The organism is Chitinimonas koreensis (assembly GCF_014353015.1).
Lineage (GTDB): Bacteria > Pseudomonadota > Gammaproteobacteria > Burkholderiales > Chitinimonadaceae > Chitinimonas > Chitinimonas koreensis.
Genome location: NZ_CP060704.1, coordinates 574,906 through 589,995, shown reverse-complemented (window position 1 = coordinate 589,995; position 15,090 = coordinate 574,906). Strand labels below are relative to the sequence as shown.

The 15,090-nt window shown below is 66.6% G+C and carries 17 protein-coding genes and 1 pseudogene; 7 read left to right on the top strand and 11 right to left on the bottom strand.

Features of this window, described 5'->3' with window-relative positions:
* Positions 1 to 41: 41 nt before the first annotated feature.
* Together H9L41_RS02510 and H9L41_RS02505 are read left to right on the top strand one after the other, a co-directional pair.
* Entirely contained in the window at positions 42 to 428 is a 387-nt protein-coding gene (locus tag H9L41_RS02510; RefSeq protein WP_157461956.1) for a glutaredoxin family protein, read from the top strand.
* Positions 429 to 544: 116 nt separating this feature from the next.
* Positions 545 to 706: a hypothetical protein gene (locus H9L41_RS02505; protein WP_157461957.1), complete on the top strand. Its 162-nt coding sequence runs from the start codon at positions 545 to 547 to the stop codon at positions 704 to 706.
* Between the two features lie 46 nt (positions 707 to 752).
* Here the strand turns inward: H9L41_RS02505 and H9L41_RS02500 are convergent, their stop codons facing one another.
* The 5 genes from H9L41_RS02500 to H9L41_RS02480 all read right to left on the bottom strand — a co-directional run bounded on the left by H9L41_RS02500 (position 753) and on the right by H9L41_RS02480 (position 4,926).
* Complete coding sequence (locus H9L41_RS02500; protein ID WP_187523664.1) at positions 753 to 1,688, bottom strand: M48 family metallopeptidase; 936 nt, start codon at positions 1,686 to 1,688, stop codon at positions 753 to 755.
* Between the two features lie 11 nt (positions 1,689 to 1,699).
* Entirely contained in the window at positions 1,700 to 2,227 is a 528-nt protein-coding gene (locus H9L41_RS02495) for an SH3 domain-containing protein (protein ID WP_051318968.1), read from the bottom strand.
* A 6-nt stretch (positions 2,228 to 2,233) separates the two neighbouring features.
* Positions 2,234 to 3,379, bottom strand: a complete 1,146-nt coding sequence (locus H9L41_RS25990; protein WP_373282110.1) for an adenylate/guanylate cyclase domain-containing protein — start codon at positions 3,377 to 3,379, stop codon at positions 2,234 to 2,236.
* A complete protein-coding gene (locus H9L41_RS02485; protein WP_187523662.1) occupies positions 3,265 to 4,071 on the bottom strand; it encodes a CHASE2 domain-containing protein in 807 nt (268 codons plus the stop codon). The genes H9L41_RS25990 and H9L41_RS02485 overlap by 115 nt, the downstream gene beginning before the upstream one ends.
* A 129-nt stretch (positions 4,072 to 4,200) precedes the next feature.
* Positions 4,201 to 4,926, bottom strand: coding sequence for a YebC/PmpR family DNA-binding transcriptional regulator (locus tag H9L41_RS02480; protein ID WP_028446046.1), 726 nt, complete (start codon positions 4,924 to 4,926; stop codon positions 4,201 to 4,203).
* A 154-nt stretch (positions 4,927 to 5,080) separates the two neighbouring features.
* Between H9L41_RS02480 and H9L41_RS02475 the strand changes: the two genes are divergently transcribed.
* Positions 5,081 to 5,353, top strand: a complete 273-nt coding sequence (locus H9L41_RS02475) for a PsiF family protein (protein WP_028446047.1) — start codon at positions 5,081 to 5,083, stop codon at positions 5,351 to 5,353.
* A 188-nt stretch (positions 5,354 to 5,541) separates the two neighbouring features.
* Here H9L41_RS02475 and H9L41_RS02470 read toward each other — a convergent pair whose 3' ends face one another.
* Complete coding sequence (locus H9L41_RS02470) at positions 5,542 to 6,513, bottom strand: site-specific tyrosine recombinase XerD (protein WP_028446048.1); 972 nt, start codon at positions 6,511 to 6,513, stop codon at positions 5,542 to 5,544.
* 53 nt (positions 6,514 to 6,566) lie between these two features.
* Here H9L41_RS02470 and H9L41_RS02465 point away from each other — a divergent pair, with 53 nt between their 5' ends.
* A complete protein-coding gene (locus H9L41_RS02465) occupies positions 6,567 to 7,460 on the top strand; it encodes an AEC family transporter (protein ID WP_028446049.1) in 894 nt (297 codons plus the stop codon).
* 81 nt (positions 7,461 to 7,541) lie between these two features.
* On the opposite strand, the gene rplS is transcribed toward H9L41_RS02465, so the two are convergent.
* The 5 genes and pseudogenes from rplS to ffh form a co-directional block, all read right to left on the bottom strand.
* Positions 7,542 to 7,925: a 50S ribosomal protein L19 gene (gene rplS / locus H9L41_RS02460; RefSeq protein ID WP_028446050.1), complete on the bottom strand. Its 384-nt coding sequence runs from the start codon at positions 7,923 to 7,925 to the stop codon at positions 7,542 to 7,544.
* A 43-nt stretch (positions 7,926 to 7,968) separates the two neighbouring features.
* Complete coding sequence (gene trmD / locus H9L41_RS02455) at positions 7,969 to 8,742, bottom strand: tRNA (guanosine(37)-N1)-methyltransferase TrmD (RefSeq protein WP_028446051.1); 774 nt, start codon at positions 8,740 to 8,742, stop codon at positions 7,969 to 7,971.
* Between the two features lies 1 nt (position 8,743).
* Positions 8,744 to 9,226 (bottom strand): ribosome maturation factor RimM, encoded by a 483-nt coding sequence (gene rimM / locus H9L41_RS02450; RefSeq protein ID WP_028446052.1) that lies wholly within the window; start codon positions 9,224 to 9,226, stop codon positions 8,744 to 8,746.
* Positions 9,227 to 9,309: 83 nt separating this feature from the next.
* Positions 9,310 to 9,552, bottom strand: coding sequence for a 30S ribosomal protein S16 (rpsP, locus tag H9L41_RS02445; RefSeq protein ID WP_028446053.1), 243 nt, complete (start codon positions 9,550 to 9,552; stop codon positions 9,310 to 9,312).
* A gap of 122 nt (positions 9,553 to 9,674) precedes the next feature.
* Positions 9,675 to 11,023, bottom strand: a pseudogene (ffh, locus tag H9L41_RS02440) (signal recognition particle protein).
* An 85-nt stretch (positions 11,024 to 11,108) separates the two neighbouring features.
* On the opposite strand from ffh, the gene H9L41_RS02435 reads away from it, so the two are divergent.
* The 3 genes from H9L41_RS02435 to H9L41_RS02425 all read left to right on the top strand — a co-directional run bounded on the left by H9L41_RS02435 (position 11,109) and on the right by H9L41_RS02425 (position 15,084).
* A complete protein-coding gene (locus H9L41_RS02435; protein WP_051318970.1) occupies positions 11,109 to 11,939 on the top strand; it encodes a cytochrome C assembly family protein in 831 nt (276 codons plus the stop codon).
* Between the two features lie 185 nt (positions 11,940 to 12,124).
* Entirely contained in the window at positions 12,125 to 13,837 is a 1,713-nt protein-coding gene (gene pilB / locus H9L41_RS02430; protein ID WP_028446056.1) for a type IV-A pilus assembly ATPase PilB, read from the top strand.
* 23 nt (positions 13,838 to 13,860) lie between these two features.
* Complete coding sequence (locus H9L41_RS02425) at positions 13,861 to 15,084, top strand: type II secretion system F family protein (protein WP_028446057.1); 1,224 nt, start codon at positions 13,861 to 13,863, stop codon at positions 15,082 to 15,084.
* Positions 15,085 to 15,090: the final 6 nt, after the last annotated feature.

Genomic DNA, 15,090 nt, shown 5'->3' with positions numbered 1-15,090 from the left:
CCCGGGCGGGGGCCGTTTTTATCGAGTTGCGATTGATCCGCATGAGAAAACCGTTAAAAGACATTCTGCTGCTCGCCGCATTCCTGGGCGTCGGCCTGATCCTGGGCCTCGGCGTCAACCGCCTGGTTCATCAATTCACGCCGCGCTACGAAACGGGCAATTATCGAAAATATTATGAAAACGATACGAAGCAGGTGCTTGTCTTCGGCACCAGCTGGTGCCGCTTCTGCAAGCAGACGCGCGCCCATCTGAATCGACTCGGCATCGCATTTACCGATGTCGATATCGAGACGTCGAAAGAGGCGAAGGAAAAATTCCAGCAGCTCGGTGGCGAAAATGTGCCGCTGATCCTGATCGGCGATCGGCTGATAAAAGGTTTCGACCAGGAAGTCATCGACAGCGCCCTGGCGCAAATAAAGCAGAAATGAAATGAAAGGAAGCCAGGCCGGCTTCCGTATTCAGAAATTCAATGTCAGGCATTCAGAAAAACAAGCGCTACCAATCGGTAGGTAACCCAGCGTATCAACCAACCCCGGAGGATTTCATGAAAAAATTCGCTGCACTGGTCATCGGCTTCGGCATGAGCATCACCGTCTCGCAATCGGTGTTCGCCGAATCGCTCTGGTGCGAAATCAAGCATCGCGTATGCGATCAGGGTTCGACCAACTCCGTGTGCATCACGGCCCGGGCCAACTGCCCCAACTAACCATCCGGCAAGGCAAGGAGCGATAATCCGCTCCTTGCATACCAGTTCACTCCTCTCTGGCGCGTGAGTTGCAGCGGCTTCGGCCGATGCACCCGCGCCATCTTTTTTGGTCCTTCACCTTCCGATCGCGCCGGACGGGAACGCGCTCAACGCTTGGCATGCGCGAAGCGCGGCAGGTCGTCCACCGCGTCGGCGTAGCCGTCCAGCCGCTCGCCCATCGCCGCCCCAGCCGGTCGAGCCGTTCGTTCGGCGCCGGATGGGTCTTGAACAGCAGCGACAGGCCCGGATCGCCCGGGCTGGCCGCCGCCAGCGTCTGCAGCACGCCGACCAGGCCGTAGGGGTTGTAGCCGCCGCGCGCGGCGATCACCACGCCCATCCGGTCGGCCTCGTATTCGTCGTCCTTGTCCAGGCCGCGCAGGAACAGCTCCTTGCCGCCGCCGACCACCTTGGCCAGGTTCTCGGCGCTCCGCTTGCCGGTATTGGCGGCATAGGCGTCGGCGATGTCGGAGAACACCGCCGACCCCATCTGCTTCTGGATCGCCTTCAGCTGGTGCTTGCGCAGCACGTGCGACATCTCGTGCGCCAGCACGCCGGCCAGTTCTGCCTCGCTGCGCAGCCGCTGGAACAGGCCGCGCGTGATCAGGACATGGCCGCCCGGCGTGGCGAAGGCATTGACGTTCGGATGATCGATCACACCGAACTTCCACGGCAGGCCGGGCCGCTCGGTCTGCTGCGCCAGCCACATGCCGACGTGGTTGACGTAGCGCTGCAGCTCGGCGTCGTCGACCAGCGGCGAGGCGCCGAGCAGCGTGGCGGCCAGGTCGCCGCCGAGCTGGACCTCCTCGGCCTCGGGAATGTCGCGGTTGGCGTCGACGGCCTTCTTCAGCGTTTCGACGCCCTTGAACAGCTTGTTGAAATCGAGATCGAGCGCCATCGCCGGCAGGGCCAGCGACAGCAGCAGGGGCAGCATCAGTTTGCGCATGGCGGGCCTCCTCAGCGATCGGTCCGGCCGCTGCCGGATGGATCGGCGGCCGGCGCACCGGCCGGCAGGTAGTCGACGCTGACCGCGGTCAGCTTGCCGGCGCGGGCGAAGCGGCTCGCCTCGCCGGCCGACACCGCATAGCTGCCGAGCTTGGCCAGCTGGGCCGGGTTGGGCTGGGCGTTCCTCAGGCTTTCCTCGTCCAGGCCCTTGACCCCGGTGGCCACCGTGGTGCCCGAGCTGCCGGTCTTGAACAGGCTGACCGCCGACAGCACGCCGCTGGCGTTGCCGCTGCCGCTCGAACCGCCGCCGGTGCGCACCGCCAGCAGCTTGACCCAGCCCTGCTGGCCGCCGGCCTTCACCTGCATCCAGGCGCCCTGGCGCGACACGATCTCGACCGCGGCGCTGGCCGGCAGGTCGGCCACCTTGGCGGCGTCGGCGAACGGCTTGGCGCGCAGCTCGGTCGGCCGCAGCACGGTCCCGGTCTCGGCTGCGCCGGCCGCCAGCGCGGCCAGCAGCCACAGTGCTGGGTACAGTCTCATCGGGTCTTACTCCTCGGGTTGCGGGATGGGCTCGAACAGGCGGACCTCCTGCTCGCGCCCCTTGACGTGGTGCAGGCCGCAGTCGCGATAGGCGAAAGCCTCGCCGGCCGCGAGCCGGGTCGACTCGGCCACCAGCACCCGGGCGACGCCCTTGGTCTGTCCCTCGATGCGGCTGGCGAGGTTCACCGTGTCTCCGATCGCAGTGTAGTCGAGCCGGTCGTTCGAGCCGACGAAGCCGACCACCGCCGGTCCGGAATTGAGGCCGATGCCGATGTCGAAATCCTGGCCCAGGTCGGTCAGCTCGGCCTTGAAGCGGACCAGCGCCTGCGACATCTCGATGGCCGCGGCGACGGCGTGGCGGGCATGGTCGGGATCGTGCACCGGCGCGCCCCAGAAGGCCATGATGGCGTCGCCGATGAATTTGTCGAGGGTACCGCCGTGGCGAAAGATGATCTCGACCTGGGTCGAGAAATAGCGGTTGAGCAGCGAGACGATGGCTTCGGGCGAGCGCGTCTCGGACAACGTGGTGAAGCCGCGGATGTCGGAGAACAGCACGGTGATCTCGCGGCTTTCGGCGATCGCGCCGGTGTCGATCTCGCCGCGCGCCACCAGGTCGCCGACCACGCGCGGATCGAGGAAGCGCTGGAACATGCCGATGGCGCGCTCGCGCTGGCGCCGCTCGCCCAGATAGGCCTGCAGCGCGCACAGCCAGTAGAACACCCAGGCGCAGGCCAAGGGCGCATAGACTGGCAGCCACCAGCCCTGCCGCAGCGCGAACCAGGCCAGCGCGACCACCGCCAGCGAGGCCGCCAGCAGCGCATAGGCGATGCGGGTGGCGCTGAGGCCGCGGCTGAAGGCGCGGGCCAGCACGATCAGCAGCACCGCGGCCAGCGGCAGCGCGGCGGCGCGCGGCGGCTCGCGCAGCCAGTCGCCGGCGCGCAGGTTGTCGATCGCGGTGGCCAGGATGTCGACGCCGGGATAGGTCGCCGCCAGCGGGGTGACGCGCAGGTCCTGCAGGCCCGGCGCCGCGGTGCCGATCACCACGATGCGGTCGCGGAACTCGTCGGCCGGCCGCAGCGGATGCTCGCGCTGGGCGTCGGCGTAGAGATCGGCATAGGAGACGTGCCGCCAGCCGCTGCGCCAGTTGAGCAGGATGCGGTCGGCGGCCGGCTGCGGCCAGCCGAAGTCGCGCGCCAGCCGGCCGGCAACGCCGGCAGGCGCCAGTTGGCGTGATCGCGGTAGAGATAGTAGTGGCGGCCGACGCGGTCGCTGTCCTCGACGAAATTGATCAGGCCGCCGCGCATGGCCTCGGGATGGCGGATCAGCACCAGCGGCAGCAGCACCGGCAACCGCGCGGCGGGCGAGGCGCCCGGCAGCGGCGTGAAGCCCAGCGCCGGCGGCATCGCGCCAGCCGCGCCGCCGCCCTGCCCGCTCAGCAGCAGCGGCTGGTAGACGTTGGGATAGGCCGCCACGGTGTCGGCGAACAGCGCGTCGTGCTCGGGCCGGTACACGTCCGGCTCGTTGAACATGATGTCGAACACGATCGCGCGCGGCTTCTGCCTGGCCAGGTGGGCGACCAGCTCGCCGTGCACCGAGCGCGGCCAGGGCCAGCTGCCGGCGACCGCGGCCATCTCCTCGAGCGAGCGCTGGTCGACGTCGATCACCGTCACCGTGTCCGATACCGGCCGGCCGGCGGCATGCTGGCGCAGCAGCAGGTCGCCGGCGCGCTGGTCGACCACGCGGCTGGCGTCGAGCACCAGGTAGTCGAGCGCCACCAGCGCCAGCACCAGGACGAGCCAGTGCCAGTAGGAGAACTGCCGGAAGAAGCGGAACAGGGCGGCCATGGGAGCGAGCAGCGGGGACAGCTCAAGGTTTAGCAGCTGGGCCGGCCGATCTCCAGCCGCGCGGCGCAGGAAACGGCGCCGCAAATGCAAAAGGGCCGGAAACCCGGCCCTTTCGGCGGCAGGACGCGATCACTCGTCCATCACGGCGGAGGTGTAGACCTCCTGCACGTCGTCGAGGCTCTCGAGCGCGTCGATCAGCTTCTGCATGCGCACCGCGTCGTCGCCGCTCAGTTCGGTATCGGTCTGCGCCTTCATCGTCACTTCACCGATCTCGGCCTTGAAGCCGGCCTTTTCCAGCGCTTCCTTGACGTTGACGAACTCGTAGGGCGGGGTGACCACCTCGATCGAGCCGTCCTCGTGGGTGACCACGTCGTCGGCGCCAGCCTCGAGCGCGGCTTCCATCAGCGCGTCCTCGCTGGTGCCCGGCGCGAAGATCAGGTAGCCGCAGTGCTTGAACTGGAAGGCCACGCAGCCGTCGGTGCCCATGTTGCCGCCGTACTTGGAGAAGGCGTGGCGCACGTCGGCCACGGTGCGGGTCTTGTTGTCGGTCATGCAGTCGACCATCACCGCCGCGCCGCCGATGCCATAGCCCTCGTAGCGGGTCTCGATGTAGTCGACGCCTTCGAGATTGCCGGCGCCGCGGTCGATCGCGCGCTGGATGTTGTCCTTCGGCATGTTGGCGCCGAGCGCCTTGTCGACCGCCAGCCGCAGCCGCGGGTTGGTGGCCGGATCAGGATCGCCCATCTTGGCGGCGACGGTGATTTCCTTGATCAGCCGCGTGAACAGCTGACCGCGCTTGGCGTCCTGGCGCCCCTTGCGATGTTGAATGTTCGCCCACTTGGAATGGCCGGCCATGTTCAGACTCCGGGAATGGCAGATCGAAAGAAGGCGGGCATGTTATCACACGGCCACCTGGGCCGGATTCGCCCGCGGCCGCTACACGAGCACGCCGCGGCCGAGCATAATCGGGCGGCGATCCCCGCCAACCTACGTCCACAGGAGTCGTTCCATGAAACAGATGCTGATCCTCGCCGCCATGCTGGCCTTCGGCGCGGCCCACGCCGCCGATGCGCCCAACAAGCAGCAGAACAAGATGGCCGCATGCAACAAGGAAGCCGGCGACAAGAAGGGCGACGAGCGCAAGCAGTTCATGTCCGGCTGCCTGAAAGCCAAGGCCGCCACCCAGCAGGACAAGATGAAGACCTGCAACAAGGAAGCCGGCGAAAAGGCACTCAAGGGCGACGAGCGCAAGGCGTTCATGAGCCAGTGCCTGAAAGCCTGATTGAAGCTCGGTGCTTCAGCAGGTCGTCGTCCCGCAATGCAGCGCCCGGCAAAGCCGGGCGTTTTCGTTTGGTGTGCACTGAACCATCGGCTTTCCCTGCTTCATTCCGACTCCCCCGCCCTCGCCGCCGCGAGGGAGCCTCGCTAGCGCTCGCCGGCGAAACACTCGTACACCAGCCTGTATCCGGCTCAGTTACCGCGCGGATGATGCTCGGCATGCAGCTGCGCCAGCCGCGCCTTGGCGACGTGGGTATAGATCTGGGTGGTGGTGATGTCGGCGTGTCCCAGCAACAGCTGCACCACGCGCAGGTCGGCGCCGTGGTTGACCAGGTGGGTGGCGAAGGCATGGCGCAATACATGCGGGCTGAGCCGCTCGGCGGCGATGCCGGCGCGCAGCGCGTACTGCTTGACGATGTACCAGAAGCCCTGCCGCGTCAGCGGCTCGCCGCGCGGGTTGAGGAAGGCGACCGGATGGGCGCGCCCCTTCAGCAGCACCGGCCGCGCCTCGACCAGGTAGCGGCGGAAGGCCAGCTGCGCCGGCTCGCCCATCGGCACGATGCGGGTCTTGCCGCCCTTGCCGCGCTCGATGCGGATGCCGCCCTCGTTCAGGCCGACCGCCGCCAGCGGCAAGGCCACCAGCTCCGACACGCGCAGCCCGGTGGCGTACATCAGCTCGAGCATGGCGCGGTCGCGCAGGCCGAGCGGGCTGTCGTCGGGCGCCGCCAGCAGCGCCTCGACCTCGGCTTCCGCCAGCGTCTTGGGCAAGGGCCGCACCAGCTTGGGTCCGTCGAGCTCGGCGCTCGGATCGAGTGCGATCGCCTCCTCCTCGAGCCAGTAGCGGTAGTAGCGCCGCAGCGCCGACAGCAGGCGCGCTCGCGAAGCGGCGTTCTTGCCGCGCGCCAGCGGCGCCAATTGGCGCTTCTCGTCCTCGGCCAGGCCCTGCGTGGCCTCGTAGGCGGCCGCCAGCTCGGCCATGAAATCGCGCAGGTCTTCGGCATCGGCCGCCAGGCTATCGCCGCCGTGCCCGGCCAGCCAGGCCGCCCATTGCAGCAGGTCGCGCCGGTAGCTGTCGGCGGTGTGTTCACTCCAGCCGTCGCTCAACAGCACGGCGTCGATGAAGGTGTCGATGCGGTCGGTATCGTCGCTCGGCGCGGCGGGCATGGGGGATGTTCCAAGTGGCGCGGGCGCGCCGATATCGGGAAGAATGGGCGGCCATGGACACCACCACCCTGCTGCTGCCCGACTTTCTGCTGATCCTGCTCGGCTATGCGCTCAAGCGGCTGGCGGCCTACGAGGCCGGCTTCTGGGCCGGGCTCGAGCAGTTTATCTACTACGTGCTGTTCCCGCCGCTGCTGTTCAACGCGGTGGCGCGCGCCAGCCTCGACTGGCAGGCCAGCGCGCCGATGCTGGCGATGGGCGTGCTGTTCACGCTCGGCGGTCTGGCGCTCGGCTACGCGGCGCGCTGGCTGTTCCGGCCCGGGCCGGCCGCGCTCAACGGCGGCGTGCAGTGCGCATTCCGCTTCAATACCTATATCGGTCTCGCCATCGCCGGCGGCCTGCACGGCCAGCAGGGCATCGCGGCCTTCGGCGTGCTGGCCGGCCTGCTGATCCCGCTGGTCAACCTGGTCGCCATCCTGCTGATGACGCGCAGCATCGGCGCCAGGCTGTGGCAGGAGCTGGCCAGCAATCCGCTGATCGGCGGCATCGTGCTGGGGCTGGTGTGGAATCTCAATGGCTGGAGCCTGCCCGGCTGGCTGCACCACCTGCTGGGCCTGCTGAGCGGCGCCGCGCTGCCGCTGGGCCTGATCGCGGTCGGCGGCGGCCTGCATTTCGCCGCCTGGCGGCGCGCGCCGGGGCTGGTCGCCTACTGGAGCGCCGTCAAGCTGCTGGCCGTGCCGCTGCTCGCGGCCGGCATCGGCCATCTGCTCGGCGTGCGCGGGCTGTATTTCGACGCGGCGCTGATCCTGGCTTCGCTGCCGGCCGCCTCGACCGCCTACATCCTGGCGGTGCGGCTCGGCGGCGACGCGCAGCTGGTCGCCGCCACCATCACCGCCACCACGCTCGGGGCGATGCTGACGATCCCGCTGCAGTTGGCCTGGTGGACCTGACCCCGCGTCGAGACCGGGACGTACGGGCGTAAAAAAACGCGGAGAAAAATCTCCGCGTTCTTTTCGCTTCGAGGAAACCGCTTACTGCGCGGCAGCCACGGCGACCTTGCGGGCCGGCAGCTTTTCCTTGATGCGGGCCGACTTGCCCGAACGATCGCGCAGGTAGTACAGCTTGGCGCGACGCACGTCACCACGGCGCTTCACCTCGATCGCTGCGACCAGCGGCGAGTAGGTCTGGAACGTACGTTCCACGCCTTCGCCCGACGAGATCTTGCGCACGATGAAGGAGCTGTTCAGACCGCGGTTACGCTTGGCGATGACCACGCCTTCGTAAGCCTGCAGACGCTCGCGGTTACCTTCCTTGACCTTCACCTGGACGATCACGGTGTCGCCCGGAGCGAATTCGGGGACGGTCTTGCCCAGGCGGGCGATTTCTTCTTGTTCCAGCTTTTGGATCAGATCCATTTGCACGACTCCTTGTGCGAGGCTTGTTCCTTCTCCGGCGCCATCAAGGCGCCTCGGTACGCGCATCCCCATCCTGTTCGGACTGGAATTCGCGGAGAAGCCGAGCCTCCTCTTTCGTAAGCTGACGGCCTTCCAGCAAACCGGGGCGACGCATCCACGTCCGCCCCAGCGCCTGCTTGAGCCGCCAGCGCCTGATCGCCGCATGGTTGCCGGACAGCAATACGTCCGGCACCCGCACGCCGCGATATTCTTCTGGACGGGTGTAATGCGGGCAATCGAGCAACCCGTCCACGAAACTGTCTTCCACCGCCGAGGTCGCGTCGTTCAGCACGCCCGGCAGGTGGCGCACGATGCTGTCGATCAGCACCATGGCCGGCAACTCGCCACCCGAAAGCACGTAGTCGCCGATCGAAATCTCTTCATCGACCTGGCGCGCGATCACGCGCTCGTCGATGCCTTCATACCGCCCGGCCAGCAGGATCAGGCCAGGCTCCTGCAGCAGCCGCATCACCGCCGCGTGATCGAGCGGCGCGCCCTGCGGCGACAGGTAGACCACCCTGGAACGTGCCACCCCGGCCTGGGCCTGGGCTACGCGCGCCGCGGCGATCGCATCCTCGAGCGGCTCGGGCAGCATCACCATGCCGGGCCCGCCGCCGTAGGGACGATCGTCGACGCGCCGATAGTTGTCGCTGACGAAGTCGCGCGGGTTCCAGCACTGCAGCGCGAAGATGCCCTGCTCGCGCGCCCGCTGCGTCACGCCGTGCTCGGCGATCGCATCGAACATCGCGGGGAAGATCGTGACGACGTCGAAACGCACGTCAGTAATCCAGACCCCAGTCGACCGTGATCCGCTTCGCCGCCAGATCGACCGCATCGATCACCGGGCCGACGAAGGGCACCAGGCGCTCGACCGTACCGTCTTTCAGCACCAGCACGTCGTTGGCGCCGGTCTCGAGCAGCTTCTCGACCACCCCGAGCGTCGCGCCGTCGCGGTTCACCACGGTCAGGCCGATCAGGTCGTTCCAGTAGTACTCGTCCTCGCCCGCGGCCGGCATGGCGGAGCGCGGCACCGCCACAGTCATGCCCTTCATCGCGAAAGCGACGTCGCGGTCATGGATGCCTTCGAGCTTGGCGTTGAGGCTCTTGGGCTGCACCGAGCCGTCCTCGACGCGGTACTCGCGCCATTTGCCGTCGCGGCCGAGCCACCAGCTGTCGTAGTCGAACAGGCTGTCGGCGTACTGGGTATTGGCCACGACCTTGACCCAGCCGCGCACGCCCGAGGCGCCCACGACAAAGCCCATCGGCACGAGGTCGTCCGGCTGGCCGGACTGGGGCACGATGGGCTCGGAGGTCGTCGCCGGCTTCATGTCGGCAGGCACGGAGCTTAAGCGGGCAGGCGCTTGACCAGCTTCTTGACGCTGTCGGCCAGTTGGGCGCCGTTGCCGATCCAGTGGTTCAGGCGGTCGGCGGCGATGCGCAGGCCTTCTTCACCGTCCTTGGCGACCGGGTTGTAGAAGCCGATGCGCTCGATGAAACGACCGTCACGACGGCTGCGCTTGTCGGCAACGACCACGTTGTAGAACGGACGATCCTTGGCGCCACCACGGGCAAGACGAATCACGACCATTTGTTGTATTCCTGAAAATCGGTTGGCGGAAAAGGCGAAGATGTTAGCGCACCCTCCGCCCAGGCAGCAAGAAATTCTTTCAACTACAAGCGATTAGCGCCAGGAATGCGCGCATGACCGCATCACATGCCGGGCAGCATGCCTTTCATGCCCTTCATGAGCTTGAACATGTTCTTGCCGGAGAACTGCTTCATCATCTTCTGCATGTCCTCGAACTGCTTGAGCAGGCGGTTCACTTCCTGCACCGAGACACCGGCGCCGGCCGCGATGCGGCGTTTGCGGCTGGCCTTCAGGATCTCGGGCTTGCGCCGCTCCTGCGGCGTCATCGAGTCGATGATGCCCTCGACGCGGCGCATCGCCTTCTCGGCCTCGCCGCTCTGGGCGAGCTGCGCCATCTGGCCCATGCCGGGCAGCTTGTCGAGCAGGCCGGACATGCCGCCCATCTTCTTCATCTGCTGCATCTGCGCCTTGAAGTCCTCCAGGTCGAAGCCCTTGCCGGTCTTCATCTTCTTGGCCAGCTTCTGCGCCTCTTCGACGTCGACCGTCTGCTGCACCTGCTCGATCAGCGACAGCACGTCGCCCATGCCGAGGATGCGCGAGGCCATCCGCTCGGGTGGAAAGGCTCGATGCCGCCGACCTTCTCGCCGACGCCGACGAACTTGATCGGCTTGCCGGTCACCGCGCGCACCGACAGCGCCGCGCCGCCGCGCGCATCGCCGTCGAGCTTGGTCAGGATCACGCCGGTCAACGGCAGCGCCTCGCTGAAGGCCTTGGCAGTGTTCACCGCGTCCTGGCCCTGCATGGCGTCGACCACGAACAGCGTCTCGATCGGGTTGAGCACCGCGTGGAGCTGCTTGATCTCGGCCATCATCGCCTCGTCGATGGCGAGACGGCCGGCGGTGTCGACGATCAGCACGTCGAAGAAATGACGCTTGGCGTGATCGAGCGCGGCGCGCGCGATCTCGACCGGGGCCTGCTTCGGATCGGACGGGAAGCACTCGACGCCGACCTGGCCGGCCAGCGTCTTCAGCTGCTCGATGGCGGCCGGCCGATAGACGTCGGCCGACACCACCAGCACCTTCTTCTTCGATTCTTCCTTGAGCTTCTTGGCCAGCTTGCCGGTGGTGGTGGTCTTGCCGGCGCCCTGCAGGCCGGCCATCAGCACGATGGCCGGCGGCACGGCGGCCAGGTTGAGCGCGTCGTTGTGATCGCCCATGAGCTTCTTCAGCTCGTCGTGCACCACCCCGATCACCGCCTGGCCCGGCGTCAGGCTGCCCATCACCTCGTGGCCCAGGGCGCGCTCCTTCACCTGGGCGACGAAGGACTTCACCACCGGCAGCGCGACGTCGGCCTCCAGCAGCGCCATGCGCACCTCGCGCATGGCCTCGGCGATGTTGTCCTCGGTCAGCCGGGCATGGCCCCGCAGGGTCTTGACCACGGAAGAAAGGCGGCTTTGCAGGTTGTCGAACATGGGAGCGATTCTCAATGGGCGCCAGGCAGCGCTCTGTTAAACTCGAACGCGTAAGTTTACCCGACTTGCCCATCCTTCCTATCCGATGCCCACCTCATTTCCGCCCTACAGCATCGCCATCTGGCTCGGCTACGCCCTGCTCGCCTGCTGGCTCAGCTATCGCCGGCGCCAGCCGCTCGATGCCACGAGCACGGGCGAGCAGCGCAGCCAGCACCTCGCGCTCGGCCTGCTGCTGCTGGCCCACGCGCCGCTGGTCTTCCTGCCGGTGGCCGGCCCGGTGCCGCATTTCGGCGCGCGCGAAGCGCTCGGCCTGCTGACCTGGCTGGCGGTGCTGATCTACTGGACCGCAGCCTTCCTGATCCGGCTCGACGGCCTGCAGACCGTGCTGCTGCCGGTCGCGGCGGTCAGCCTGGGCATCAGCCTGCTGCTGCCCGGCGGCCATGCCACGCCATGGCTGGCCGCGCCGCTGATGCAGGCCCACTTCGCCATCGCCATGCTGGCCTACGGATTCTTCGCGGTCGCCGCCGGCCTGGCCCTGCTGATGCGACTGGCCGATCGCCAGCTGCACCAGCCCGCGCGCGGCCTGCTGCGCCAGCTGCCGCCGCTGCTGGCGCTCGAGCGGCTGCTGTTCTCCACGCTGACGCTGGGTTTCGTGCTGCTCACCCTGACGCTGCTGACCGGCGCGGTGTTCTCCGAGGAATTGTTCGGCCGGCCGCTGAGCTTCAATCACAAGACGGTGTTTTCGCTGACCGCCTGGGCCGTCTTCGCCATCCTGCTGTGGGGACGCCGCACGCGCGGCTGGCGCGGCCGCATCGCGGTGAACTGGACGCTCGCCGGCTTCGCCTTGCTGCTGCTGGCCTATATCGGCAGCCGCTTCGTGCTCGACACCGTGCTCCGGCACGCCGCCGGACAATGACATCGGAATAAGTCGAAACCCTCGTCAAATCAGCCTCGCATGCCCGCCCAGCCCCTCGGTTCGCACCGCAAAGCCAATCGCGACAAGGCTTTGCAGCTTTACAGCCAAACTTGACAAAGGCATTATTTATGCCAGTTTTGACATAACGGCGCACTTCGCGCCGCGCTTCCCGAAAGCTTGCAAGCATGGCGCAATCCCCGCCCTCCCTCTCCGGCATCGGCCGTGCACTGATCCAGCAAGGCCGGCTGCTGGAAGCAGACGTCGAAGCGATCCAGTCGCAGGCCCACAGCAGCAACACCGGTTTCGTCCAGGCGCTGATCGCCAGCAAGAAGATGAACGGCCTGCAGATCGCCGAGTTCGCCTCCAGCACCTTCGGCTATCCGCTGTTCGACCTCGCCCAGTTCGACTCGGCCTACATCCCGGCCGGCGCGCTCGACCCCAAGCTGATGCAGACGCGGCGGATCGCGCCGCTGTACAAGCGCGGCACCAAGCTGTTCATCGCCATTTCCGACCCCACCAACATGCAGGCGCTGGAAGACGCGAAGTTCCAGACCAGCGCCATGATCGAGCCGATCGTGGTGGAGGACCAGAAGCTCGGCGCGCTGATCGACAAGCTGGTCGAAGCCACCGGCGCCAACCTGAAGAACCTCGTCATCGACCAGGAAGACCTGGAGATGGCCGGCGGCGACGACATCCAGACCGAGCAGGAAGGCCCGTCGATCGAAGTCGACGACGCGCCGGTGGTGAAGTACATCCAGAAGATGCTGATGGATGCGATCAACAGCGGCGCCTCGGACATCCATTTCGAGCCGTACGAGAAGTTCTACCGCATCCGTTACCGCATCGACGGCGTGCTGCGCGAAATCGCCCAGCCGCCGCTGGCCATCAAGGAAAAGATCGCCTCCCGGATCAAGGTGATCTCCAAGCTCGACATCTCGGAAAAGCGCATCCCGCAGGATGGCCGGATGAAGCTGGTGCTGTCCAAGAACCGCGCGATCGATTTCCGGGTCTCGACGCTGCCGACGCTGTTCGGCGAAAAGATCTGTATGCGGATTCTCGATCCGAGCTCCGCCACGCTCGGCATCGACGCGCTCGGCTACGAGCCCGACCAGCGCGCCGCGCTGCTCGACGCGATCCACCGGCCCTACGGTATGGTGCTGGTCACCGGCCCGACCGGCTCGGGCAAGACGGTGTCGCTCTACACCTGCCTCAACATCCTCAACGAGCCCGGCATCAATATCTCGACCGCGGAAGACCCGGCCGAAATCAACCTGCCCGGCATCAACCAGGTCAATGTCAACGACAAGGCCGGCCTGACCTTCGCCGCCGCGCTCAAGTCCTTCCTGCGGCAGGATCCCGACATCATCATGGTCGGTGAAATCCGCGACCTGGAAACCGCCGACATCGCGATCAAGGCCGCCCAGACCGGCCACATGGTGTTCTCCACGCTGCACACCAACGACGCCCCCGCCACGCTGTCGCGGATGCTGAACATGGGCATCGCGCCGTTCAACATCGCCTCCTCGGTGATCCTGATCACCGGCCAGCGGCTGGCCCGCCGGCTGTGCAGCGCCTGCAAGAAGCCGGTCGACATCCCGACCGAGGCCCTGCTGCAAGCCGGCTTCAAGGAAGAAGACCTGGACGGCAGCTGGCAGCCCTACGGCCCGGTCGGCTGCGACATCTGCAAGGGCAGCGGCTACAAGGGCCGGCTCGGCATCTACCAGGTCATGCCGATCTCCGAAGACATGCAGCGCATCATCATGCAACAGGGCAATTCCATCGACATCGCGGACCAGGCGCGCCGCGAAGGCATCCGTGACCTCCGTCAGTCGGGGCTGTTGAAAGTCAAACAAGGGCTCACTTCGCTGACCGAAGTCGAAGCCGTAACGAACGAATAGGTCACCGACCGAGGAGCTCACGCATGGCCGTCGACAAGAAGACACAGCTCAAGGAATTCAACTTCGCCTGGGAGGGCAAGGACCGTACGGGCAAGACCATCAAGGGCGAGATGCGCGCGCCCGGCGATGCGCTGGTCCGCACCAACCTGCGCCGCCAGGGCATCAACGTCATCAAGGTCAAGAAGCAGTCGACCTCGCGCGGCAAGCGCATCACCGAGAAGGACATCACCTTCTTCACGCGCCAGATGGCGGTGATGATGAAGTCCGGCGTGCCGCTGCTGCAGGCCTTCGACATCGTCGCCAAGGGCCACAGCAATCCGAGCGTGACCAAGCTGCTGCTCGAGATCAAGAACGACGTCGAGACCGGCTCCAGCCTGACCCAGGCCTTCCGCAAGCACCCGCTGCAGTTCGACCAGCTGTTCTGCAACCTGGTCCAGGCCGGCGAACAGGCCGGTATCCTGGACAGCCTGCTCGACCGCCTGGCCACCTACAAGGAAAAGATCCTCGCCATCAAGGGCAAGATCAAGTCCGCACTGTTCTACCCGGCCGCCATCATCGTGGCCGCCGTGATCATCATCTCGGTGATCATGATTTTCGTGATCCCGGCGTTCAAGGACCTGTTCTCGGGCTTCGGTGCCGACCTGCCCGGCCCGACCCAGCTGGTCATCACGCTGTCGGAAATCTTCGTGTCCTACTGGTGGGCGATCTTCGGCATCGCGGGCGGCACCATCTACGGCCTGCTCGAGCTCAAGAAGCGCTCCAAGCCGTTCCAGCACTGGATCGACCGCACGGCGCTCAAGCTGCCGCTGTTCGGCGAGATCATGCGCAAGGCGACCATCGCGCGCTGGACCCGCACCATGTCGACCATGTTTGCCGCCGGCGTCCCGCTGGTCGAGGCGCTCGACTCGGTCGGCGGCGCCTCGGGCAACGTCGTCTACGTCGAAGCCACCAAGAAGATCCAGACCGAGGTCAGCACCGGCACCAGCCTCACGGTCGCGATGCAGAACAGCGAAGTATTCCCCTCGATGGTGATGCAGATGGTCGCCATCGGCGAGGAATCGGGCGCGCTCGACTCGATGCTGAGCAAGATCGCCGACTTCTTCGAACAGGAAGTCGACGAGGCGGTCGACGCGCTGACCAGCCTGATGGAACCGATGATCATGATGGTGCTGGGCCCGATCATCGGCGGCATCATCATCGCGATGTACCTCCCCATCTTCAAGATGGGCTCGGCGATCGGCGGCTAGACCTCG

Bases quoted from the DNA above. Each gene is read 5' to 3' on its own strand.
- H9L41_RS02500 (WP_187523664.1), bottom strand. From the start codon at position 1,688: ATGCGCAAACTGATGCTGCCCCTGCTGCTGTCGCTGGCCCTGCCGGCG.
- H9L41_RS02495 (WP_051318968.1), bottom strand. From the start codon at position 2,227: ATGAGACTGTACCCAGCACTGTGGCTGCTGGCCGCGCTGGCGGCCGGC.
- H9L41_RS02425 (WP_028446057.1), top strand. From the start codon at position 13,861: ATGGCCGTCGACAAGAAGACACAGCTCAAGGAATTCAACTTCGCCTGG.
- rplS (WP_028446050.1), bottom strand. From the start codon at position 7,925: ATGGATCTGATCCAAAAGCTGGAACAAGAAGAAATCGCCCGCCTGGGC.
- H9L41_RS02505 (WP_157461957.1), top strand. From the start codon at position 545: ATGAAAAAATTCGCTGCACTGGTCATCGGCTTCGGCATGAGCATCACC.
- rpsP (WP_028446053.1), bottom strand. From the start codon at position 9,552: ATGGTCGTGATTCGTCTTGCCCGTGGTGGCGCCAAGGATCGTCCGTTC.
- H9L41_RS02485 (WP_187523662.1), bottom strand. From the start codon at position 4,071: ATGGCCGCCCTGTTCCGCTTCTTCCGGCAGTTCTCCTACTGGCACTGG.
- H9L41_RS02475 (WP_028446047.1), top strand. From the start codon at position 5,081: ATGAAACAGATGCTGATCCTCGCCGCCATGCTGGCCTTCGGCGCGGCC.
- H9L41_RS02480 (WP_028446046.1), bottom strand. From the start codon at position 4,926: ATGGCCGGCCATTCCAAGTGGGCGAACATTCAACATCGCAAGGGGCGC.
- H9L41_RS02435 (WP_051318970.1), top strand. From the start codon at position 11,109: ATGCCCACCTCATTTCCGCCCTACAGCATCGCCATCTGGCTCGGCTAC.
- rimM (WP_028446052.1), bottom strand. From the start codon at position 9,226: ATGGGCTTTGTCGTGGGCGCCTCGGGCGTGCGCGGCTGGGTCAAGGTC.
- pilB (WP_028446056.1), top strand. From the start codon at position 12,125: ATGGCGCAATCCCCGCCCTCCCTCTCCGGCATCGGCCGTGCACTGATC.
- H9L41_RS02470 (WP_028446048.1), bottom strand. From the start codon at position 6,513: ATGCCCGCCGCGCCGAGCGACGATACCGACCGCATCGACACCTTCATC.
- H9L41_RS02465 (WP_028446049.1), top strand. From the start codon at position 6,567: ATGGACACCACCACCCTGCTGCTGCCCGACTTTCTGCTGATCCTGCTC.
- H9L41_RS02510 (WP_157461956.1), top strand. From the start codon at position 42: ATGAGAAAACCGTTAAAAGACATTCTGCTGCTCGCCGCATTCCTGGGC.